The sequence below is a fragment of the Erwinia sp. AC075 genome, from assembly GCF_979253995.1.
This window is the reverse complement of sequence record NZ_CEEDEU010000001.1, coordinates 4,114,870-4,135,835: the sequence shown is the minus strand read 5'-3', so window position 1 is coordinate 4,135,835 and position 20,966 is coordinate 4,114,870. Positions and strand designations below refer to the sequence as shown.

At 55.3% G+C, this 20,966-nt stretch carries 18 protein-coding genes; 9 read left to right on the top strand and 9 right to left on the bottom strand.

Features of this window, described 5'->3' with window-relative positions; translation table 11 throughout:
- Positions 1 to 61 precede the first annotated feature (61 nt).
- Positions 62 to 1,660, top strand: coding sequence for an EAL domain-containing protein (locus AC0IXH_RS19340; RefSeq protein ID WP_346596143.1), 1,599 nt, complete (start codon positions 62 to 64; stop codon positions 1,658 to 1,660).
- A 10-nt stretch (positions 1,661 to 1,670) separates the two neighbouring features.
- Here the strand turns inward: AC0IXH_RS19340 and AC0IXH_RS19335 are convergent, their stop codons facing one another.
- Positions 1,671 to 2,180 (bottom strand): hypothetical protein, encoded by a 510-nt coding sequence (locus tag AC0IXH_RS19335; RefSeq protein WP_471720868.1) that lies wholly within the window; start codon positions 2,178 to 2,180, stop codon positions 1,671 to 1,673.
- A 484-nt stretch (positions 2,181 to 2,664) separates the two neighbouring features.
- Between AC0IXH_RS19335 and proP the strand changes: the two genes are divergently transcribed.
- Positions 2,665 to 4,170 (top strand): glycine betaine/L-proline transporter ProP, encoded by a 1,506-nt coding sequence (gene proP / locus AC0IXH_RS19330; protein WP_013204292.1) that lies wholly within the window; start codon positions 2,665 to 2,667, stop codon positions 4,168 to 4,170.
- 70 nt (positions 4,171 to 4,240) lie between these two features.
- Here the strand turns inward: proP and AC0IXH_RS19325 are convergent, their stop codons facing one another.
- The 3 genes from AC0IXH_RS19325 to ygbI all read right to left on the bottom strand — a co-directional run bounded on the left by AC0IXH_RS19325 (position 4,241) and on the right by ygbI (position 8,406).
- A complete protein-coding gene (locus AC0IXH_RS19325) occupies positions 4,241 to 5,356 on the bottom strand; it encodes an ABC transporter substrate-binding protein (protein ID WP_471720867.1) in 1,116 nt (371 codons plus the stop codon).
- A gap of 23 nt (positions 5,357 to 5,379) precedes the next feature.
- The gene (locus AC0IXH_RS19320; RefSeq protein WP_471720866.1) at positions 5,380 to 7,503 is read right to left on the bottom strand and encodes a TonB-dependent siderophore receptor; all 2,124 of its coding nucleotides are present in this window, start codon (positions 7,501 to 7,503) and stop codon (positions 5,380 to 5,382) included.
- A gap of 141 nt (positions 7,504 to 7,644) precedes the next feature.
- Positions 7,645 to 8,406, bottom strand: coding sequence for a DNA-binding transcriptional repressor YgbI (gene ygbI, locus AC0IXH_RS19315; RefSeq protein ID WP_105760395.1), 762 nt, complete (start codon positions 8,404 to 8,406; stop codon positions 7,645 to 7,647).
- 312 nt (positions 8,407 to 8,718) lie between these two features.
- Here ygbI and ltnD point away from each other — a divergent pair, with 312 nt between their 5' ends.
- From ltnD to AC0IXH_RS19285, 6 genes are all read left to right on the top strand, one after another.
- Positions 8,719 to 9,633 (top strand): L-threonate dehydrogenase, encoded by a 915-nt coding sequence (gene ltnD / locus AC0IXH_RS19310; protein WP_053141430.1) that lies wholly within the window; start codon positions 8,719 to 8,721, stop codon positions 9,631 to 9,633.
- Positions 9,633 to 10,895: a 3-oxo-tetronate kinase gene (gene otnK / locus AC0IXH_RS19305; RefSeq protein WP_471720865.1), complete on the top strand. Its 1,263-nt coding sequence runs from the start codon at positions 9,633 to 9,635 to the stop codon at positions 10,893 to 10,895. The genes ltnD and otnK overlap by 1 nt, the downstream gene beginning before the upstream one ends.
- Complete coding sequence (otnC, locus tag AC0IXH_RS19300) at positions 10,892 to 11,515, top strand: 3-oxo-tetronate 4-phosphate decarboxylase (RefSeq protein WP_105760397.1); 624 nt, start codon at positions 10,892 to 10,894, stop codon at positions 11,513 to 11,515. The genes otnK and otnC overlap by 4 nt, the downstream gene beginning before the upstream one ends.
- Positions 11,516 to 11,517: 2 nt before the next feature.
- Entirely contained in the window at positions 11,518 to 12,294 is a 777-nt protein-coding gene (locus AC0IXH_RS19295) for an HPr family phosphocarrier protein (protein ID WP_471720864.1), read from the top strand.
- Positions 12,295 to 12,437: 143 nt separating this feature from the next.
- On the top strand, positions 12,438 to 13,793 hold the full coding sequence (locus AC0IXH_RS19290) for a GntP family transporter (protein ID WP_013204300.1): 1,356 nt from the start codon (positions 12,438 to 12,440) through the stop codon (positions 13,791 to 13,793).
- A 169-nt stretch (positions 13,794 to 13,962) separates the two neighbouring features.
- Positions 13,963 to 15,459 carry a glucosyltransferase domain-containing protein gene (locus AC0IXH_RS19285; protein WP_471720863.1) on the top strand — a complete coding sequence of 499 codons (1,497 nt, stop codon included), beginning with the start codon at positions 13,963 to 13,965 and terminating at the stop codon, positions 15,457 to 15,459.
- Between the two features lie 202 nt (positions 15,460 to 15,661).
- Here AC0IXH_RS19285 and cspE read toward each other — a convergent pair whose 3' ends face one another.
- The 4 genes from cspE to AC0IXH_RS19265 form a co-directional block, all read right to left on the bottom strand.
- On the bottom strand, positions 15,662 to 15,874 hold the full coding sequence (cspE, locus tag AC0IXH_RS19280; protein WP_013204302.1) for a transcription antiterminator/RNA stability regulator CspE: 213 nt from the start codon (positions 15,872 to 15,874) through the stop codon (positions 15,662 to 15,664).
- A 340-nt stretch (positions 15,875 to 16,214) separates the two neighbouring features.
- A complete protein-coding gene (locus tag AC0IXH_RS19275; protein ID WP_013204303.1) occupies positions 16,215 to 17,588 on the bottom strand; it encodes a PTS ascorbate transporter subunit IIC in 1,374 nt (457 codons plus the stop codon).
- Between the two features lie 42 nt (positions 17,589 to 17,630).
- On the bottom strand, positions 17,631 to 17,900 hold the full coding sequence (locus tag AC0IXH_RS19270; RefSeq protein ID WP_013204304.1) for a PTS sugar transporter subunit IIB: 270 nt from the start codon (positions 17,898 to 17,900) through the stop codon (positions 17,631 to 17,633).
- Between the two features lie 36 nt (positions 17,901 to 17,936).
- On the bottom strand, positions 17,937 to 18,398 hold the full coding sequence (locus tag AC0IXH_RS19265; RefSeq protein WP_471720862.1) for a PTS sugar transporter subunit IIA: 462 nt from the start codon (positions 18,396 to 18,398) through the stop codon (positions 17,937 to 17,939).
- A 457-nt stretch (positions 18,399 to 18,855) separates the two neighbouring features.
- Between AC0IXH_RS19265 and AC0IXH_RS19260 the strand changes: the two genes are divergently transcribed.
- Complete coding sequence (locus AC0IXH_RS19260) at positions 18,856 to 19,590, top strand: GntR family transcriptional regulator (protein WP_013204307.1); 735 nt, start codon at positions 18,856 to 18,858, stop codon at positions 19,588 to 19,590.
- A gap of 54 nt (positions 19,591 to 19,644) precedes the next feature.
- On the opposite strand, the gene AC0IXH_RS19255 is transcribed toward AC0IXH_RS19260, so the two are convergent.
- Entirely contained in the window at positions 19,645 to 20,826 is a 1,182-nt protein-coding gene (locus AC0IXH_RS19255) for a BaiN/RdsA family NAD(P)/FAD-dependent oxidoreductase (protein WP_346568142.1), read from the bottom strand.
- Positions 20,827 to 20,966: the final 140 nt, after the last annotated feature.

Here is a 20,966-nt window from a genome sequence, read left to right as displayed (position 1 = left end):
GTCATTTGCGGCTGGCCGGCACTTTTTTACGCAACGTTTTGTTGGGTTACAGAGGTACGACGTGGACTCTATTTTTAAGACCAGCCCGCAAAAGAAGGGCCTTTTTCTGACCATTGCCGGTCTGGCACCGCTGCTCCTCTGCCTGCTGTTTACCTTTATCGACGCCCGACAAATTGTACAACGTCAGCAATCCGTAACGGCCTCAATGCTGCTCACGCAGGCCGAGTCGATTAGCGATCAGGCGTGGAATATGGTCGGCTATCTGCGCAAGTTCTCCGATAAATCCTGCACGGACATTAATGAGCAGCTGCAGGAATACGCCTCGCAGTACCCCTATTTCCGCTCAATCGGCGTGATGCAGGATGACGAAGTCACCTGTTCGTCAATGTATGCCGGTTTACGCGGCGACCTGAAGACCATGCTGCAAGGCCCACTACCAGAAACGCGCAAAGCCTGGTGGATGACCTCGCTGGCCGGCACGTTTTCGGTAAAGGATCGCCCGGCCGTAATCTATGTGCGCGACACCCCGAGCATGTTTAGCAGCTATGCGATAGTGGATGGCCAGTATCTGCTCGACTTTATGGATGCGGTGGGCAAAAGCCACGATTACGCCATCGTGTTGCAGTTTGGCGGCGGTTACCGCATCGCCAGCGGCACGCTCCCGGATGAGCGCGCTTCCCTGCTCAGGGCGCATACGCTGGTTGAAACCTCGCAACGCTATCCGATTGTCGCCACCGTCACCTCGCCTGCGCGTGACCTGGCGTTAACCTGGCGCCACGGCATGGTGACCTTTATCCCGATGGCGGCCATTTTCTCGCTGCTGTTGATGATGGTGACCAACAACTGGCTGAAGCGAAAGGTGTCGATCCGCGACCAGCTAAAGCGGGCGATTCAGCGCCGGGAATTCTCGGTAAATTATCAGCCGGTGTATAACGTGGAGACCGGCAAAGCCTCCGGTGCGGAAGCGCTAATGCGCTGGAAATTACCCAATGGCCGCTGGGCCAGGCCGGACCTGTTTATTCAGGCTGCCGAAGAAGAAGGGATGATTGTCCCGCTGACCCAGTCTTTATTGCAGAATATCGCCGAGGATATGCGCGACTGGCAGATCCCGCCGAACTTCCATATTGGATTGAATATCGCCGGTGAGCATATCCAGCATGCGGATTTTATGGCGGACATCCGTGAATTTGCCGCCAAAATAGCCCACCACCAGCCGAATATTACCCTTGAGCTGACCGAACGCAGCCTGATTTCCGACGGCGACGATGTGATCAGCAAACTGCAGCAGCTTCGCCGCGAAGGGATTAAAATCGCCATCGATGACTTCGGCACCGGCCACTGCTCGCTCTCTTACCTGCAAACCTTCCCGCTGGACTACCTGAAAATTGACCGTGGCTTCGTGAACGCCATTGAATCGGTTGACGGCGAAGCGCCGGTGCTGGATGCGATTATCATGCTGAGCCATAAGCTGAAGCTGAGCATCGTGGCGGAAGGGGTGGAAACGCCGCTGCAGCTGGAGTATCTGAAAAAGCGTGGGGTGATCTTTATCCAGGGCTATCTGTATGCCCGGCCGATGAACGGCAGTGCGTTAATGGCGTGGATGGAAGAACAAAATCAGCAACCCTGGACGTCGGTGCCAATTCCGGTGAGAGGAGAATAAAGGCGAAGAGTTAGCTGCGACGTTTAAGCGCGGCGCGTAATGCCACGTTGACCGTTTCGTCAGCCACCGGCGGGGTTATTTTTGTTTCGGCTTTAATCCCTACCGCTTCACGGCGTGCTTCTACCCGCTGATTAATGCGTTCCAGCGTCGGCATAATATGATCGGCCAGCTGCTGATACTCCCGATAAATTTCCTCGCGGCGGGAATTGACACTTTGTTCGGCCAGTTTTACACCCAATGCCTGAAAGCGTTCCACCATGCCCTGCATCTGCTTTGACAACAGTCCGTAACGGTTCAGCACCCCAGCCTGCTGCGCCACACTTTTGCTCTGTAAATGCACCTGCTGCACTATTTTATCGACACTTTCACCACAGTTCAGCCACGCGTTTTGCGGCGAAATAACCTGATTATCAATAATGTTAACGGCGTGATAATGACGCCAGAGACGTAAATTATTATCAATGCTTTCTTGCATATTAAGATAATAATTTCCAAAGGTGTTGCTATTTTTATTATACATTGCTGACTCCGCAAAAATGCGGCAGGAAGTATTACCCATAGTCTGTTCGCACGCAACAAATAACTTTTTTGAATGTTATTAACTAATTTCACTTAATTCAGCCAATGAATTATCAGCAATTAACGGTTCTGTTCTCTTCTATTATTCTGCTCATCAGAATGAATACCTGCCAATGGCCGTTTTGCCGTGAAGCAGCCCCGTCGGCGGCTGGCCCTGGCTTTGTTAAATTCCTTGTCTGAATCAGATTCGGTCTGTTGCATCGCTGTAGCTAATTTCAGACAGAAATTATGTTAGCCGCGTAAGAAACGATATACTGAATGCAGACAGTTATCTGTTGATGGGCGCCATTACCCACCACAAATCGCTGTCAGTGGGGCTTCTGGCCCTGCACTATTTGACCCGTTTCGCCCGGTGCCAGGTCTTGCGCACGAGCAGAAAGGGGCAAGAATCTAATTGGGAAACAGACAATTACAGGGTGTTTTATATGAAGCTACGTAGGAAGCGTGTTAAGCCGATTGGCTTAAAAGACGTAACGATCATTGATGATGCCAGGTTACGCAAAGCCATTACCGCAGCGTCGCTGGGTAACGCTATGGAGTGGTTTGACTTTGGGGTTTACGGCTTTGTGGCCTTCGCCTTAGGCCAGGTGTTTTTCCCGGGTGCCGATCCGGGCTTGCAGATGATTGCCGCTCTGGCAACCTTCTCCGTTCCTTTCCTTATTCGTCCTTTAGGTGGTCTTTTCTTCGGCAGACTCGGTGACAAATACGGTCGCCAGAAAATCCTCTCTATCACCATTGTTATCATGTCGGTCAGTACTTTCTGTATCGGTCTGATACCGTCTTACGCCACCATTGGCATCTGGGCACCGATCCTGCTGCTGCTGTGTAAAATGGCGCAAGGCTTCTCGGTCGGCGGCGAATATACCGGTGCGTCGATCTTCGTGGCGGAATACTCCCCGGACCGTAAACGCGGCTTTATGGGTAGTTGGCTGGACTTCGGCTCCATTGTCGGCTTCGTCACCGGTGCGGGCCTGGTCGTGCTGATCTCTACCGTCATCGGTGATGCCAAGTTCCTTGAGTGGGGCTGGCGTATTCCGTTCTTCGTAGCGCTGCCGTTAGGACTGATCGGCATCTACCTGCGTAACGCGCTGGAAGAAACGCCTGCGTTCCAGCAGCACGTGGACAAGCTGGAAAAAGGTGACCGTGAAGGTCTAGCCGAAGGGCCAAAAGTGTCGTTCAAAGAGATTGCCACCAAGCACTGGAAAAGCCTGCTGGCCTGTATCGGTCTGGTGCTCTCGACTAACGTCACCTACTACATGCTGTTGACGTATATGCCGAGCTACCTGTCGCACAATCTTCACTATTCCGAAGATCACGGCGTGTTAATCATCATCGCCATCATGATTGGTATGCTGTTTATTCAGCCGATTATGGGCCTGATGAGCGATAAGTTTGGTCGTCGTCCGTTTGTGATTATCGGCAGTATCGCGCTGATGATTATGGCCATTCCTTGCTTCATGCTGATCAACAGTAACGTCACCGGGCTGATCTTTGCCGGTCTGCTGATCCTGGCGGTGATACTGAACTGCTTCACCGGCGTGATGGCCTCGTCGCTGCCAGCGATGTTCCCGACGCACATTCGTTACAGCGCCTTAGCCAGTGCCTTTAATATCTCGATTCTGGTGGCAGGTCTGACGCCAACGCTGGCCGCCTGGCTGGTTGAATATACCGCGAACCTTTACATGCCGGCTTACTACCTGATGGTGGTGGCGGTGGTGGGCCTGGTCACCGGTATCATGATGAAAGAAACCGCCAATATGCCACTGCGTGGCGCGACTCCGGCGGCTTCCGATATTCATGAAGCGAAAGAGCTGTTGCAGGAGCATCACGATAATATCGAAACCAAAATCGACGATATCAGTGAGCAGATTGCCGAGCTGGAAGAGAAACGTAAACATCTGATTAATCAGCATCCCAATATCAACGAATAACGTTGTCCTGGACTGATAGCAGCAAAAGGCCCGCGAAATTCGCGGGCCTTTTTTTTATGGCTTAACGTTTTTAGTGCCCGTTTGCGGCGCTGTCTGGCGTGGTCCAGTAGGTGCCCTTTTCGGCTAACGGCAGGAACTGCTGATTCATCTCATCCAGCGTTTTACGCGGGTCGAGATCGGCAAACAGCTGGGGATGCAGCGCCTTAGCGAAGATCTCCACATCCAGCAGATGCCACGGACTCATATAGAAGTTGTGCCACACCGCCAGCGCCCGACCGTTGCGGATGGCCGGCAGCTGGGAGATGACCGACTCGTTCGCCAGCGCCTTGCTGAAGCTGTGCTGAGCCGCCGCCGCATTGACCTGCGGGCCAAGCTGAAGCTGCTCCGTTTGCTGCGGGCCGCCCGAGCCGGTGGCCAGGTAAACCTCCGGGTTGGCGGCAATGATCGCTTCCGGACTCAGCTGGCCAAACACGCCGCCAAACCGACCCGTCGCAATATTATTGCCCCCGGCAAACGCCAGTAAATCGGCCAGATTGCCGTGGCTTACCGTGGTGCAACATTCCTCTCTGCGGCCGATATGCAGCTGCAACAGCACGCTCGGTTTCGCCGGATTAGCGGTGGCCAGTCGATCGCGGATCAGATTCATATGCTGCTGATAAAAATCAATAAAGCGCTGCGCTTTCGCCTGGTCATTCAGTGCTTCACCCAGAATTTTCAGGCTCGGCACGGTGTTTTTCAGCAGCTCGACGCGGGTATCGATATATATTACCGGAATGCCCGCCGCAGTAAGCTGCATCTGGAAGCTGTCATGATTGCTTTCCTGTTTGGCATACACCGGCAGGATCACCAGATCGGGCTGCAGGGCGATCACCTTCTCCACGCTGATCTGGGTATAATTCGACTTGCCGACCAGCGGGATGGTTTTGATCTGCGGGAATGCATCAACGTAACGATCCCAGGTCTGAGGATCCAGCTTTTGCAGATCGCCCGGCCAGCCCACCACCCGTTTCGCCGGATTGCCCTCTTCCACCAGCGCCAGGGTGTAAATCATCCGGCTTTCCCCCACCACGATCCGCTGCGGGTTATCCGGCACCTCTACCTTGCGTTGCAGAATGTCGGTGATGGTTTTCGCCGGTGCCACGCTGCTGACCAGCATCAGCAGCAGGCTGATCAATGCCCTGTTCATTGCTTTTCCTTCTCTGTTGGCTATCAGAAATCGACAGACGCTTGCAGATACATTACGCGCGGCTCGCCTTCACTCACCCGCAGATTACCGCCACTGGACTGGTAATATTCCTTATCAAACAGGTTGTTCATATTCAGCTTCAGCTGCGTATGTTTCCCCACCAGCTGGCTGTCCCAGGCGATAAAGGCATCCGCCACGGTGTAGTCCGGCATGGTGAAGCTGTTTTCAGGATCGCCGGCACGGCTGCCGACGTAGCGTCCGCCGCCGCCAATACGCAGTTCGCCCGGCAGCCAGGAGAAGCGCAGGGTGTGGCTCAGATACAGGCTGCCCATATTGGTTGGCGCGTTGACCAGGCGGTTGCCGACGTTATCCGGGTTAAGGTTGTCCTCAACGATCTCGGTTTTGTCATAGCTGTAGGTCGCCGTCAGGTTCCAGTCTTTCGCCACTTCACCGTTTATTTCAACTTCAGCTCCGGTCGAGCGGGCTTTCGGGATGTTACGGGTCACGCCGTTAATAAATACCGACATGTCTTTTTCATCAATGCGGTACAGCGCCAGCGTGGCAGAAACCGCCGGCACCACCTGCCATTTGGCACCGACTTCATAGGTAGTGCCTTTTTCAGTCGAGGCGACGTTGCCATCGTCATCGGTTTGCGTCGATGGGGTAAATGACTGGCTGTAGCTGCCGTAAAGCGACAGATCCGGCAGGATTTTATACACCAGCCCCGCCTGTGGCAGGAAGCTGTCGCCCCGATCGTTCAGCGTGGTGGTGGGGTTGGTCCAGCCGCTGCTGGCGGTCTGGGTGTAACGCTGGAAACGGCCGCCCAGCACCGCAATCCACTTATCGGTCAGGTGAATGCTGTCTTTGGCAAACACTGAACGGCTGTAAAGGTTGGTACGTGTATTACTGATCGCGTCGCTGACGGTGCTGCTGCTGACTACCGGCTCTTCACCATATACCGGGTCGTACATATTGAAGGTTTTGGAAACTTTGCCGCGATAGGAATACGCCTTATAGGTTTCGTCCTGCTCGTAGTCCACACCCAGCATCAGATCGTGCTGCATCCCCCAGATCTCCGGGCTGCCGCCGATATCCCATGACAGATAAGTGGTCTGATGGTTAAAGCCACGGTTGGCGTCCGCCCGGCGCGAGACAATCCCGGTGGTGGTGTCGATAGCGGTGGCCCTGACTTCGTTGCTGTCATAGCGGCGCTGCATCCAGCCATAGTTAACGTGGGTCGCCCAGGTGTCATCCAGGTTATAGCCGTAAGTGACGTTCAGTCGCTTGTTTTTGCCGTAAGCATGGTTGGCGCTGTCGTCCAGCCGTTCATTATAGGGAATATCGACCGGTTTTTTGTTGATAAAGGCGGTGCCACGGTCATACGGGATATCGTATTTATTTTCCATGTAGCTGATATTGAACGAGGCTTTCTCGCCAAACCAGCTCAGGGAAGGGGCAATCAGCGTATGTTGATTCACGCCAAAGTTGCGCCAGTAATCTTCGCGCTGGCGTTCGGCAATCAACCGGAAGGCAAAACCGTTGCCGAGCGGACCGGTGATATCCACCGTACCGGCACCGCCGCCGAAGCTGCTGGATTCGCCGCTGATATGGGTATTCCACTCATACTGCGGCTTTTTGCTGACCAGATTGATCACGCCGCCTGGATTAAGGATGCCATACATCAGGGAAGCCGAGCCTTTCAGCACTTCCACACGATCGATGGTCGAATCCATCGACAGGCCCTGATTGCTGCGGATGCCATCGAGGAAAATCGATCCGTCCGAGTTGGCGCCAAAGCCACGCTTAACGAAGCCATCTTCAATCCCCCCGAGCGTATTGCCCTGGGTGACGCCGCTGACAAACTTCATCGCGTCATTAACGGTTTTGACCTGGTAATCTTTGATCACCTGCGACGTCACCACGCTGATCGACTGCGGGGTTTCGTTACGCGGTGTGGCGGTGGTGCCGCCAATGGTGGCGGTATCCTGGCTGTAGCTGCCCACCGCCGTCGCCGCATCGGCATTGACGGTCAGGGTGCTCTCTGCCGCCAGCGCGGAGCCGCTGCCCAGCAGGCTGACAAACAGAACGAAATGCGGTTTTCCATGGAGGCGCGTAAAGGTGGAAACGGAGAAACGTGGCGTTTTCATAAAGTGATTGCGATGTTGTTAGTGTTTTTGTGCGCGAATGATAATAACTTTCATTGTCATTATCAATCTCACTGATAGCCTGCGCCTTTTAGTAAATAAAAAAAGGGCCCGAAGGTCCTTTCTACGTCGTGCGACACGCCGTTAGCTGGCCAGCGTGATCTCGATTTCCAGCGCCGCCATTTCCTGGCGGGCGGAGTCCGGCAGATAGGGATCGGTAATAATCGCGTCAAAGCGGGCCAGCGGCAGCGCGAGGAAGGTGGCGATCTTGTTGTATTTTGAGCTGTCAGCCAGCAGCACCCGTTTGCGGCTCACTTCACTTACCGCCCGCTTTACGGTGATCTTCTCCGCATCGGGGGTGAAGATCCCACGCATTCCCCAGCAGGACGCGGAGATAAAGGCGATATCAATCGACAGTCCCTGCAACGCCAGCGCCGCCGCATCGCCGACGCAGGAACGGTTATCGCGACAGAGCGTGCCGCCGGTGTGGATCATCCGGCACTGGCTGTTGTCGATAAAGAAGTTGGCAATCACAAAGTCATTGGTGACGATGGTTAAATCGTCCCGCATACCCAGCTCGCGGGCCAGCGCCAGCGTGGTGGTGCCGGCGTCCAGGTAGATGCAGCTGTTGCGGGGAATATGCCGGGCCGCCGCTTCGCCAATCGCCTGCTTCTCCTGGCTGAACATGCTGGTTTTATCCAGATGTGACGGCTCGCTGGCCAGTCGCTCGGTAGAGCGTACGCCGCCTGACACCAGCATGACCGCGCCCTGCTCTTCCAGCTTCTGCAGATCCCGCCGGATGGTCATATGCGACACCGCCAGCCGATCGGTCAGTTCAGCAATGCTCACCACGCCCTTTTCCTGCACCAGCGCTAAAATTTGTTGATGTCTTTCGACCGGGATCATGGTCTCTCCTTGTGAGCGGGTTATCTGCGGGACAAGTGTAATGGAGCAGAGGCGCGGTCTGCACCCCAATTTTTATCATTTTATCACGCATCCGGGTAACTACTCAGGTTTTGATCGACCGGCGTAAAGGCACATGCTGCTGATAATAAAGGGTTTAATGGTTTATAGCGCGATTCACAGACATGTTAAACCTTGTGAAATGCAGGTTAATTAATGTTAATTAATGTGATGCGCGTCACCAATCCTGGTGATAAAAGCGCCTATACTTCACACAACAAAACAAATTATCACCTAAATTAACACGGAGAGCGTATGCCTAACGCATCATCAATGTCGGTCTGTGTCGTTGGCCTCGGGTCTATGGGCATGGGTGCGGCGCAATCCTGTATCAAAGCCGGCCTGAACACCTACGGTGTTGACCTGAATCCTGCCGCGCTGCAAACGCTGCTGAGCAGCGGAGCCAAAGCGGCCGAAACCCGTGCGGATGGCTTTGCCGAACAGTTAGATGCGGTGCTGTTGTTGGTGGTCAACGCGCAGCAGGTGAACCAGATCCTGTTTGGTGACAACGGCCTGGCGGCCCATCTGAAGCCCGGTACCGCGGTGATGGTGTCCTCCACCATCTCTTCTCAGGATGCGCTGCTGATTGAACAGCGTCTGGCGGAGCATCAGCTGATCATGCTGGATGCGCCGGTCTCTGGCGGTGCGGCGAAAGCGGCGCTGGGCGAGATGACGGTGATGGCCTCCGGCAGCGACAAGGCCTTTGCGCTGCTGCAACCGGTGCTGGATGCCGTGGCAGGCAAGGTCTACCGCATTGGTAGCGAAATCGGTCTCGGCTCGACGGTGAAAATCATCCACCAGCTGCTGGCAGGCGTGCATATTGCGGCCGGTGCCGAAGCGATGGCGCTGGCGGCGCGCGCCGGTATTCCGCTGGATACCATGTATGACGTGGTCACCAACGCGGCGGGGAACTCGTGGATGTTTGAGAACCGTATGCGTCACGTGGTGGACGGTGATTACTCGCCAAAATCGGCGGTGGATATCTTCGTCAAAGATTTGGGTCTGGTGGCCGACACCGCCAAAGCGCTGCACTTCCCGCTGCCGCTGGCCTCCACCGCCTTTAATATGTTCACCTCTGCCAGCAACGCCGGCTATGGCCGTGAAGACGACAGCGCGGTGATCAAAATCTTCAGTGGCATTACCCTGCCAGCGAAAAAGGAGCCGCAATAATGCGCCTGGGCGTGATAGCAGATGACTTCACCGGTGCCACCGATATCGCCAGCTTCCTGGTGCAGAACGGCATGGCGACGGTACAGGTAAATGGCGTGCCGGCCGAACCGCTGGCGCTGGAGGCTGAGGCGATTGTTGTCAGCCTGAAATCCCGCTCCTGCGCTCCTGAGAAGGCGGTTGCTGACTCGTTGCAGGCGCTGGCATGGCTACAGCAACAGGGCTGCGAGCGCTTCTACTTTAAATACTGCTCGACCTTCGACAGCACCGCCAAAGGTAATATCGGTCCGGTTACCGACGCGCTGCTGGCCGCGCTGGGTGAAACCCAGACCATCATCTCCCCGTCACTGCCGGTCAATGGCCGCACGGTGTATCAGGGACATCTGTTTGTGATGGATCAGCTGCTGTCCGATTCCGGTATGCGCCACCACCCGGTGACGCCGATGACCGACAGCAACCTGCTGCGTCTGATGGAAGCCCAGAGTGAAGGCAAAGCCGGACTGATTAACAGCCAGACGCTGGATCGAGGTGCCGACGCCGTGCGTCATGCGCTGGCTGAACTGAAACAACAGGGCGTGCGTTATGTGGTGCTGGATGCGCTGAACGAACAGCATCTGCTGACCCAGGGCGAAGCGCTGCGGGAAATGACGCTGGTGACCGGCGGTTCCGGCCTGGCGATCGGCCTGGCCCGTCAGTGGGCAAGCAGCGCCCATAACAGCGCGCAGGCGCAGGCCGCCGGCACGCCGCAGGGCGAACGCGCGGTGGTGCTGTCCGGATCCTGTTCAACCATGACCAATCGTCAGGTGGCGCGTTACCGCGATCAGGCGGCGTCTCTGGCGGTCGACGTGGAACGGGCGCTGGCACAGCGTGACGCCTATGCGATCGAACTCTGTGACTGGGTCGCTGAGCACAGCGGCGAAAGCCTGGCACCGCTGCTGTTCGCCACCTCTGAACCGGACACCCTGAAGCGTATTCAGCAACAGTATGGTGCCGAGAAAAGCAGTGAAGCGGTCGAGCAGCTGTTTGCCGCCGTGGTGCGAGAACTGCAACAGCGCGGCTGGCAGCGCTTTATCGTCGCCGGCGGTGAAACCTCCGGCGTGGTCGCGCAGACGCTGAATATCGATGCGTTCCATATCGGCCCGGTGATCTCTCCCGGCGTGCCGTGGGTCAAAGCCGTTTCCCAGCCGATCTCGCTGGCATTGAAATCCGGCAACTTTGGCGATGAAAACTTCTTCGCACGCGCTCAACAGGAGTTCTCGCTATGAATGAACAACAAGCACGGGAAGAGATGGTCCGGCTGGGCGCGTCCTTCTTCCAGCGCGGTTATGCCACCGGTTCAGCGGGCAACCTCTCCATGCTGCTCGAAGACGGTACGCTGCTGGCCACACCCACCGGCTCCTGCCTCGGTGAGCTGGTCGCCGATCGGCTGTCGAAAGTGACGCTGGAAGGGGAATGGATTGGCGGGGATAAGCCCTCGAAAGAGGTCAGCTTTCACCGCGCCATCTATCTGAACAACCCGGCCTGCGGCGCAATCGTCCATCTGCACTGCCTGTATCTGACCGCCCTGTCCTGCCTGGAAGGTCTGGATCCGCAGAACTGCATCCGCCCGTTTACTCCGTATGTGGTGATGCGCGTCGGCGATGTGCCGGTGGTGCCCTATTACCGTCCGGGCGATGCGCGGCTGGGTGAAGACCTGGCGAAGCTGGCGCCGCATTACAAAGCTTTCCTGCTGGCCAATCATGGCCCGGTGGTGGTAGGCAAAACCCTGCGTGAAGCGGCGGACAACACCGAAGAGCTGGAAGAGACCGCCCGCCTGATCTTCACTTTGGGCGACCGCCCGATTCGTTATCTAAACGATGACGAAGTGGCTGAATTACGGAGCTAAACATGCCTAAGTTTGCTGCCAACCTCTCAACCATGTTTACCGAACTGCCGTTTATGGCGCGTTTTGACGCGGCAGCGGCAGCGGGATTCCGTGGCGTGGAGTTTTTGTTCCCTTATGACTATGCCGCCAGCGAATTAAAGCAGGCGCTGGAACGTAACGATCTGGCGCTGGTGTTGTTTAACACCGGGCCTGGCGATGTGGCCGCCGGCGAATGGGGCGTCTGTGCCATTCCCAGCCGTGAAGAAGCCGCCCGTCGCGATATCGATATGGCGCTGGAATACGCGCTGGCACTCGGTTGCCCGCAGGTGCATATCATGGCCTCAACCGTGCCGGAAGGCGCGGATCGTGACGCTTACTGCCAGACCTTTATCAGCAACCTGCGTTACGCCGCCGACCGTTTCGCGCCGCACGGCATCCGCATTTTGCTGGAAGCGTTAAACCCGAAAACCAAGCCGGGCTATCTCTATTCCAGCCAGTACCAGACGCTGGAGATGGTCAAACGCATTGACCGACCGGGCGTGTTTACCCAGCTCGATCTGTTCCATGCCCAGCTGGTCGACGGCAACCTGAGCCATCTGATCACCGCCTTCAGCGGCCAGTATCAACACATCCAGATTGCTTCCGCACCGGATCGCCATGAACCGGACGCAGGCGAAATCAACTACCCGTGGATCTTCGATTTAATCGATCGCAGCGGCTATCAGGGCTGGATCGGGTGCGAGTACTTCCCGCGCGGCGTCACCACCGACGGGTTGGGCTGGTTCGACGCCTATAAATAGTTAACGACGTACCGAGTAAACGCTGCGCGCCTTTAGCGCAGCGTTGGCTTTCTGTTGCCTGAATCAGGCCAGAGCCAGGGATGACCTACCCATACCATGTTGAAAAACATGATAAAATTATAAAATCCTTCGAGGCTGAAATAATGTCCACCGCCCTGTTATTGACTATCGCCGTCGCCAGCGTGCTGATTTTGCTGCTGATGGTGATCAAACTGAAAATCCATCCGTTCGTCGCCCTGTTAGTGGTCAGCCTGTTAGTGGCGATCGCCACCGGCATCCCGGCGGACAACATTATGAAGGTGATCGTTGCCGGGATGGGCGGCCTGCTGGGGTCGATTACCATCATCATCGTGCTGGGCGCGATGCTCGGGGCGATTATTGAATCCTCCGGCGGCGCGGAGTCGCTGGCGCAGCGCTTCACCCATGCGCTGGGCATCAAACGCACCGTCGCCGCGCTGACCATGGCCGCCTTTATTCTCGGCATCCCGGTGTTCTTTGAAGTCGGCTTTATTATTGTTATCCCGCTGATTTACGGCTTCACCAAGGTCGCGAAGGTCTCGCCAATCAAATATGGCCTGCCGATGGCGGGCGTGATGCTGACCGTACACGTGGCGTTACCGACCCACCCCGGTGCAGCAGCGGCGGCGGGCCTGTTGGGCACCGACGTGGGCTGGCTGATGCTGCTGGGCATCGCGGTGTCGATCCCGGTTGGCGTGGTGGGTTACTTTGTGGCGAAAGCGATGAACCGCCGTCAGTATCACCTGTCGCTGGCGGTGCTGGAGCAGCTGCAGCTGGCTAAACCTGAAAGCGCGCCGGGAAAAACCGGGACACAACCACCGGGCGCAACGCTGATTGCTTCATTGATCGTGGTGCCTATCGTGCTGATTGTGGTGGGCACGCTGGCGCACACGGCGCTGCCAGAAGGCAACGTTATCCGCCAGCTGCTGACGTTAATCGGTACGCCGGCGATTGCGCTGCTGATTGCGCTGGCGCTGTCGGCCTGGCTGCTGGCGCTGCGTCGTGGCATCAGCAAAGAGAAGCTGGGTGAACTGCTGGATCGCGCTATCCCAAGCTCGGCGGGAGTGATCCTCGTCGCCGGTGCGGGCGGTGCTTTTGGTAAAGTGCTGGTCGAGTCCGGCGTGGGTAAAGCGCTGGCACTGTCGCTGGAAACCATCCATCTGCCGCTGATCCCCGCCGCCTTTATTCTGTCGCTGGCGCTACGGGCATCGCAGGGGTCGGCAACCGTGGCGATCCTCACCACCAGCGGACTGCTGACCCAGGCCGTCACCGGCCTGAGCGATATGCAGCTGGTGCTGGTTACGCTGTCAGCCTGCTTTGGCGGACTGGGCCTGTCCCACGTAAACGACGCCGGTTTCTGGGTGGTCACCCGTTACCTCGGCCTGTCAGTGGCGGACGGCTTGAAAACCTGGACCGTGCTGACCACGGCGATGGGCGTCACCGGCTTTGTGCTGGTCTGGCTGCTCTCTGCGGTGATTTAAGGGCTTTATGCGGCAGAGCCCGACTCTGCCGCACGCTGTTAATCAAAATTGCGAACGCCCTCTCATATCCCTCGTTAATACGGACTTCCGCCGCCGACATTCCCGGGTAAACTGAAGCACTCCACGGCTTTTTAGTGGCTCTTCAACGCACGCCTTCATCTGGAATAACATGCGCAATGGTGAGTCTGCCACCTCAGTCATCAGCCGTCACCGGCAGATCCTCTACACCTTCCTGACTGGCCTGCTGATGACGCTGCCGCTGTGGAGCGAAAAGGTTTATTACCGGGATGACTTCTTCCGCATTGTTAATGGCCAGGCCAATCTGTGGATCTCCAACGGCCGCCCGTTAACCTGGCTGATCAACGTTGCGCTGCGCTTTAATACCAGCGTCAACGATATCTCGCCGCTGCCGCTGCTGATGGGCCTGGCGATCCTCGCCGCCGCCAGCGTGATATACGCAGAAAAACTGGCGCTACCGCTGCGCGGTTACTGGCAGCTGTTGCCCGCCCAGTTTATGATCCTCAACCCTTTTCTCGCGCAGTCACTGCTCTATAGCTATGACTCGCTGACCATGATGCTGTCGCTGGCCATGGCGATGATAGCCAGTCTGCCGCTCAGATTCAGTCGCGCTATTCATATCCTGCTGACGGCGGGGCTGATGCTGTTGGTAATGACCACCTACCAGACCGGATTGAATGTCTATCTCGGCTGTTGCGCCATTATCACCTTCAGGCTGTGGGTTAACCGTGAGGCGATCTGGCCGTATATCGGCGAAAAAATGGCGGCCGGTCTGATCGCCGCCGTGCTGTATAAGGTGATTATCGTCGCCTGGCTGGTAACCGACCCTTACAGCCTGGCGCACAGCAAAATGATTCCGCCCGGACCCGCTGCCTTTGCCACCTTATTGCAGAACGTCGACAGCTTCACCGCGATGGTGCTGAGCGCGTTCCCAGGGTATAAGGTGCTGTTGATTGCGGTTCCGCTGCTGTTAGCCACTTTGGGGTTGCTGATATTACTGGTCAGGACGGCAAGAGAGGCGGGCTCCGCCAGGCGGAAAATATTCAACGGTCTGGCGATCGTTCTGCTGCCGTTTCTGGCGATCGCCGCCATTCCGGGGCTTTCATTGCTGCTGAGCGATCCGGTAATCAGTCCTCGCGTGCTGATTGCCTGGAGTTGCTTCAGCCTGTTTTGCTTCTGCGTCAATATTCTGGCCTTTCCAGCGATACGACGCTGGGTACAGGCTTTAACGCTGCTGCCGCTGCTTTACTGCCTGGTGTTGATGGTCTCGGCCTTTAACACCGTCGCCAACGATCAGCGCTACACCGCAAATCTGCTGCAGCGAATGAAGATCGACCTGTCGCATATCCCACCCCAGGACGTGAAGAATATTGCGTTTATCGGCCAGCCGGCCGATTCACCCGATATCATCATCAGCCTGCGTAACTTTCCGCTGATCCAGGCTATTCGCCTGCCGATGCTGATGGAGTCAGCGCCCTGGGAATATCAGGTGCTGGCCCTGCGGGAAAATATCGCCCTGCGGATAACGCCAACCCTGCCGGAGATGAAAACCGCGACGCCCGCCTATCTGTCACAGGACTGCGTCTACAAACTGTTCCTGTACCAGCAAACCGCGGTGTTTGATTTCAGGACCGGGCCCTGCCGCTGAGCGCAGATACCGAATCACGCCCATAAAAAAAGCCACTCCGCCGGATAACCGCGCGCCTTGATGGCGGCCGTTCACCGGGAGTGGCTTTTACTGAACGCTGAAAACAAAAAACCCGCACAAGGCGGGTTTTTTTATCGCTGGTACCTGGCTGCTCGGGCTAATGCCGTCATCGCTGTCGCAAGTGTTAGCGAAGTATCAGCAATTACAGAGCAACTACGTTGCCAGCTGATGGACCTTTAGCACCGTTCTCGATAGTGAACTCTACTTTCTGGCCTTCATCTAAAGTTTTGAAATCGTTGCTCTGGATTGCAGAGAAATGTACGAATACATCTTTGCTGCCGTCTTCTGGAGAAATGAAGCCGAAGCCTTTGTCAGAGTTGAACCATTTTACTAAACCAGTCATTTTGTTAGACATAGATATTTCCTTTAATTTTTTGAGCCACTCAACGCGGCGAACTTGGCCTGAGTTTCAGATAATTACTTATGGGCGCACTTAGGAGGAGGCTCATGAGGAAGGGTATCTAGGGATAACACTTAAACTGAGGACTGCTTTACTAAAACTGCTTACATAAGGTCTGTGTTCCAAACCGATGACGCATACTACGCGCAGCACGACGCATTAAGCAAGCGTTAATTTTTTTGATGACTTTTTAACAAGTTGAGATCGTCTCATTCTGCCGATCCCCAACCGCGATAGGGAGACAGCAACCGGAGGCACCTTCGCCCGCCTGACCGGTTGCTGTGAGCCGTTGGGCTTAGCCTGCGTTCTCTTCCACCACGACTTTTTTCGGCGCGGCGAAGTTATAAATCACTAACAGTCCGAAAATGCCGGTGATGATCATGGTGATGGTCCCTTTATCCATAAAGTGAGCCATGTTGCCCAGCAGGATCCCCACCACGCCGAAATCGGTATCCGAGAAGGTGGTGTTGGTCAGGCCAATCTGTCCCAGTACCGGCAGCAACGCCACGGGCAGGAAGGTGATCAATATGCCGTGCGCAAACGCACCGCAGATCGCCCCACGCTTGCCGCCGGTGGCATTACCGAACACGCCCGCCGTTGCGCCACAGAAGAAGTGAGGCACTACACCCGGCAGAATCAATACCCAGTGCAGCTGACCGAGGATAAACAACCCTACCAGGCCACCGATGAAGCTGGAAATAAAGCCGACCAGCACCGCATTAGGCGCATACGGGAAGACAATCGGGCAATCCAGCGCAGGACGGGCATTCGGCACCAGCTTTTCGGAGAAGCCGGTAAAGGCAGGAACGATTTCAGCCAGGATCAGACGTACGCCCTGCAGAATGATGAAGACACCGGCTGCAAAGGTAATCGCCTGAATAAAGGAGTAAACCAGGTAGTTCTGACCGTTACTGAAGTTCGTTTCCACATACGCTTTACCGGCGGAAACCGACAGGATTAAGTAAATGATCATCATCGTCAGCGAGATAGAAATGGTGCTGTCACGCAAAAAACTGAGGTTTTTTGGCATGTTCATTTCTTCAGTAGATTTGGAACCTTTACCGACCAGCGAGCCAATCCAACCCGATAACACGTAGCCAATGGTGCCGGTATGCGCCAGCGCGACGTGGTCACCGCCGATGATCTTACGCATATAAGGCTGAGCAATGGCCGGGAAGGTCGCCATCAGAATACCCAACGCCAGCGAACCGGTATAAATAAGCTGGATGCCTTCAAAACCCGCCACCGATAAAATAATCGCGATCATACAGGCCATATAGAAGGTGACATGGCCGGACAGATAGATGTATTTCAGACGGGTGAACCGGGCGACCACAATATTCGCCACCATGCCGAAGGCCATAATCATGGTGGTAGGGGCACCATATTTCGCCAGCGCAATGGAGACCATCGCTTCGTTATTGGGAATGATGCCCTGTACATCAAACGCCTGTTTGAAAATGTCGCCCAGTGGCGTCAGCGAGCCGACCAATACCGTCGCCCCGCCCGCCAGCACCAGGAAGCCCAGAATGGTTTTTACCGTGCCCTTAATCACATCAGGCAGCGGCTTCTTCTGCGCAACAAGGCCGAATAATGCCACCAGTCCTACCAGGATGGAGGGCACTTTCAGCACGTCGACGACGAACTGCAAAAGGTTTTGAGTAAACATTTTAACCTCGAGGGTAAGGTGTTTATCTGGTTATGAGCGTTATTATTTGCCGAAATACTCGCGTACTTTTTGCTCAATTTCCTTCAGGTCAATAATGTTATTAATGATAATGACCTTTTGTTCCGGAAGATTGGCGCTGTAGGCAATGTCTTTTGCCATAACAAACACATCCGCCACATCAGGCGTCACCGAGCCGAGATCGGAGTGTTCCACTTCCGCTTCAATTCCGAGGGTTTTAAGCACTTTCTTGATGTTCATTTCCATCATGAAGCTACTGCCCAAACCTGAACCACACACCGCCATAATTTTCATATCAAACCTCAATATCTGTTGGTCAAAAGGAGAGTGTTAACGGGCAGATGCATCGCCCAGTAAAATCGTCATCAGCTGTTCCTGGCTTGAGGCAGCAAACAGCCGATCCATAATCTCTTCATCGGACAGGACTTCCGCCAGCTGGGAAATCATCTCGATATGGCTGTTGCTGTCCGGCGCGGCAAACATGAAAAGCGCGCTGACCGGATCGTTCTCTTCAGAATCAAAGTTCACCGCATTGCCCAGCAGTACAATCGACAACCCCAGTTTTAAGGCGCCCTGCTCAGGACGCGCATGGGGCATGGCAATCCGCGGCGCGATAACGAAATACGGGCCGATCTGCTCTTTTTGTTGAATGATGGCATCAATGTAGTCTTGCGAAATGCTCCCTTCACTGAGCAGCGGACGTCCGGCGATCAGCAGCGCGTCCTTCCAGTCAGCAACGTTTTCAACGTATTGAATTTTATTATTATCTAACCAATTTCCCAGGTGTGGCATAGTCTTCATCCTGCTGTTTACATGAGCGATCTGATTGACGTGTACAGTCAGATAATGTTTAGCCTCATTTTCCCTGCCCGTTTCCCACCCACAAATCTCACTTAAAAACGGGAAAACCAGCGGGAAAAATGATTTCAAAATAAATCAATAAAATTGATTTATTACAGACAGTTAAAATCATGAGCACGGCAGATAGTGCATTAACCCAAAAGCCATGACCTCTGTAAGGCGATCCCGTCTAGACATGTTTCAGGTGTCTAGTCATCTCAATAATGTACGTGGACGTGTACAGATACAACATGTAAAGTTTAAAACCAGCTGGACAGGCTGACCCTCAGTGTAAATTCGTTAAGTTGATCACATATCCATGTAACCAAAGTGATATTCAGCACGGAAAGTCAGGCAAATCGCGGCCGGACTGGGGAAATCTGTCTTTCACTCTCACGGGAAAAAATCGATGGTTGATGGCATTACAGAAAAACAGCGAGAGGTTGTTGATTACATCCTCAAAAAAATTAAGGACGATGGCCTTCTACCCGGAGAGAAGCTGGATACCGAAATTTCCATTGCCAAAAACATTGGCATTACCCGCGCGACGGTGCGCGAAGCAACGCGCATTCTGATTGAGCAACAGCGGATTTACCGGGTGAAAGGATCCGGGCTTTTTGTTGGATCTATCGGGATAAGTAACCAGTCGGGGCGATTTCACGCGCTGTCGCCGTTTGATTATCAGGCGCAAAAGCATGGTCACAAAGGCGTCAGAAAAATCATTTCGGTCAGCATCATGAAGGTACCGTCGGCGGATATGGCGCAGGCGCTGCGCATCAAGAACAGCGATCAGGTGTATAAGATTTTACGTTTGATGTGCTTCGATGATATTCCGGTGGCGCTTGAACATATTCACCTGCCGGTAAACCTGTTTAGCAGCATGGAATTTAGCAAGCTGGAAATCTCGAAATATTCGTATATCGAGGAGCTTACCGGGAAGAAAGTCCAGCTCAGGGATCAAAACCTGACGGCGTTAAATTTAACCGATCCGGACATCATCGCGTTATTAAAGCTGACGGAAAACGATGCGGTTATTCAGATCAATGAAACCGTGTTTCTCGACGACGGCGTGCCCTGTGAAGTGAACATTGCCATCATCAACACCCGACTGTTCCCGCTGAAGCAGAATTCCCAACGGCCTTAACGGCCGTTATCGTCGCCTTGTTGCCAGCGCTTGCGAAGCGCGGCTGAGTGACGATCACAGCGCCTGCGCACACGCCCAGGCCGATGCCCACGCCCACTGGAAGTTATAGCCGCCCAGCCAGCCCGACACATCCACCACCTCACCGATAAAGTACAGGCCAGGCACATCCCGTGCTTCCATGGTTTTCGACGACAGCACGCTGGTATCAACGCCGCCAAGGGTCACTTCGGCGGTGCGGTAACCTTCAGTGCCGTTAGGTTGAATGCGCCAGTTGTGCAGCAGCGCGACCAGCTCAGCCTGCTGGCGGCTGTTAAGCTGCTTTAAGGTGCATTCCGGCACGTGGCCGAGCAGCTGCAGGCTGTCGACCAGCCGGCGCGGCAGCACTTTTGCCAGGGTGTTTTTCAGGCTTTGATTCGCATGGGCCTCGCGCTCTTCATTAATAAAGGCGCCGAGCTCGCGTTCCGGTGACAGGTTGATGGTGACAAACTCACCCGGCAACCAGTAGCTGGAGAGCTGCAACACTGCCGGTCCTGATAATCCCCGGTGGGTGAACAGCAACGCCTCTTTAAACACCGTGCCGTCTTCGGCGGTGACGGTCGCAGGCACCGCCACGCCGGACAGCGTCTGCAGCTGTTCCAGCAGCGGCTTATGCAAGGTGAACGGCACCAGCCCGGCGCGGGTCGGAAACACTTTCAGGCCGAACTGCTCGGCAATCTTGTAGCCAAACGGCGACGCACCCAATCCCGGCATCGACAGCCCGCCGGTGGCAATCACCAGCTTATCCGCCTGCACCGTATCGCCATTCAGCTCCAACGTGTACGTCTCGTCGCGGGAAACGCTCAACACTTCGCTTCTTAGCCGCACCGTGACCTTCCCCGCTTCGCACTCTTTCAGCAGCAGGTCGACAACCTGTTGCGCTGACTCATCACAAAACAGCTGCCCCAGCGTCTTCTCATGCCAGGCAATGCCGTGGCGGTTGATCAGATCGATAAAATCCCACTGGGTATACCGCGCCAGCGCCGATTTGCAGAAATGGGGGTTTTGCGACAGGTAGGCCGCCGGTTCGATAAACAGGTTGGTGAAGTTGCAGCGACCGCCGCCGGACATCAGGATCTTACGGCCGGCCTTTTTGCCGTTATCCAGCAGCAGCACCCGCTTGCCGCGTTGTCCCGCCTGTGCGGCACAAAACAAGCCAGCCGCACCGGCGCCAATAATGATAACGTCAAACTTTTCCACGACTCGCTCCGGGGCTGCTGAAAAAACGCTGATTGTAGTGATAAGGGGCCGCTGATACCAGAGTCACAAAACGCGCGTCCGGCAAAGATCGCAAAACAGGTTATTTTTTGCGCAGAGCAATGTTCTGAATTCATCTAATC

What these genes read in the sequence shown, in the direction of transcription:
- otnK (WP_471720865.1), top strand. Translation starts at nt 9,633, where the DNA reads ATGCGCCTGGGCGTGATAGCAGATGACTTCACCGGTGCCACCGATATC.
- otnC (WP_105760397.1), top strand. Translation starts at nt 10,892, where the DNA reads ATGAATGAACAACAAGCACGGGAAGAGATGGTCCGGCTGGGCGCGTCC.
- AC0IXH_RS19290 (WP_013204300.1), top strand. Translation starts at nt 12,438, where the DNA reads ATGTCCACCGCCCTGTTATTGACTATCGCCGTCGCCAGCGTGCTGATT.
- AC0IXH_RS19270 (WP_013204304.1), bottom strand. Translation starts at nt 17,900, where the DNA reads ATGAAAATTATGGCGGTGTGTGGTTCAGGTTTGGGCAGTAGCTTCATG.
- AC0IXH_RS19335 (WP_471720868.1), bottom strand. Translation starts at nt 2,180, where the DNA reads ATGTATAATAAAAATAGCAACACCTTTGGAAATTATTATCTTAATATG.
- AC0IXH_RS19295 (WP_471720864.1), top strand. Translation starts at nt 11,518, where the DNA reads ATGCCTAAGTTTGCTGCCAACCTCTCAACCATGTTTACCGAACTGCCG.
- AC0IXH_RS19285 (WP_471720863.1), top strand. Translation starts at nt 13,963, where the DNA reads ATGCGCAATGGTGAGTCTGCCACCTCAGTCATCAGCCGTCACCGGCAG.
- AC0IXH_RS19325 (WP_471720867.1), bottom strand. Translation starts at nt 5,356, where the DNA reads ATGAACAGGGCATTGATCAGCCTGCTGCTGATGCTGGTCAGCAGCGTG.
- proP (WP_013204292.1), top strand. Translation starts at nt 2,665, where the DNA reads ATGAAGCTACGTAGGAAGCGTGTTAAGCCGATTGGCTTAAAAGACGTA.
- AC0IXH_RS19260 (WP_013204307.1), top strand. Translation starts at nt 18,856, where the DNA reads ATGGTTGATGGCATTACAGAAAAACAGCGAGAGGTTGTTGATTACATC.
- ltnD (WP_053141430.1), top strand. Translation starts at nt 8,719, where the DNA reads ATGCCTAACGCATCATCAATGTCGGTCTGTGTCGTTGGCCTCGGGTCT.
- AC0IXH_RS19265 (WP_471720862.1), bottom strand. Translation starts at nt 18,398, where the DNA reads ATGCCACACCTGGGAAATTGGTTAGATAATAATAAAATTCAATACGTT.
- AC0IXH_RS19320 (WP_471720866.1), bottom strand. Translation starts at nt 7,503, where the DNA reads ATGAAAACGCCACGTTTCTCCGTTTCCACCTTTACGCGCCTCCATGGA.
- ygbI (WP_105760395.1), bottom strand. Translation starts at nt 8,406, where the DNA reads ATGATCCCGGTCGAAAGACATCAACAAATTTTAGCGCTGGTGCAGGAA.
- cspE (WP_013204302.1), bottom strand. Translation starts at nt 15,874, where the DNA reads ATGTCTAACAAAATGACTGGTTTAGTAAAATGGTTCAACTCTGACAAA.
- AC0IXH_RS19275 (WP_013204303.1), bottom strand. Translation starts at nt 17,588, where the DNA reads ATGTTTACTCAAAACCTTTTGCAGTTCGTCGTCGACGTGCTGAAAGTG.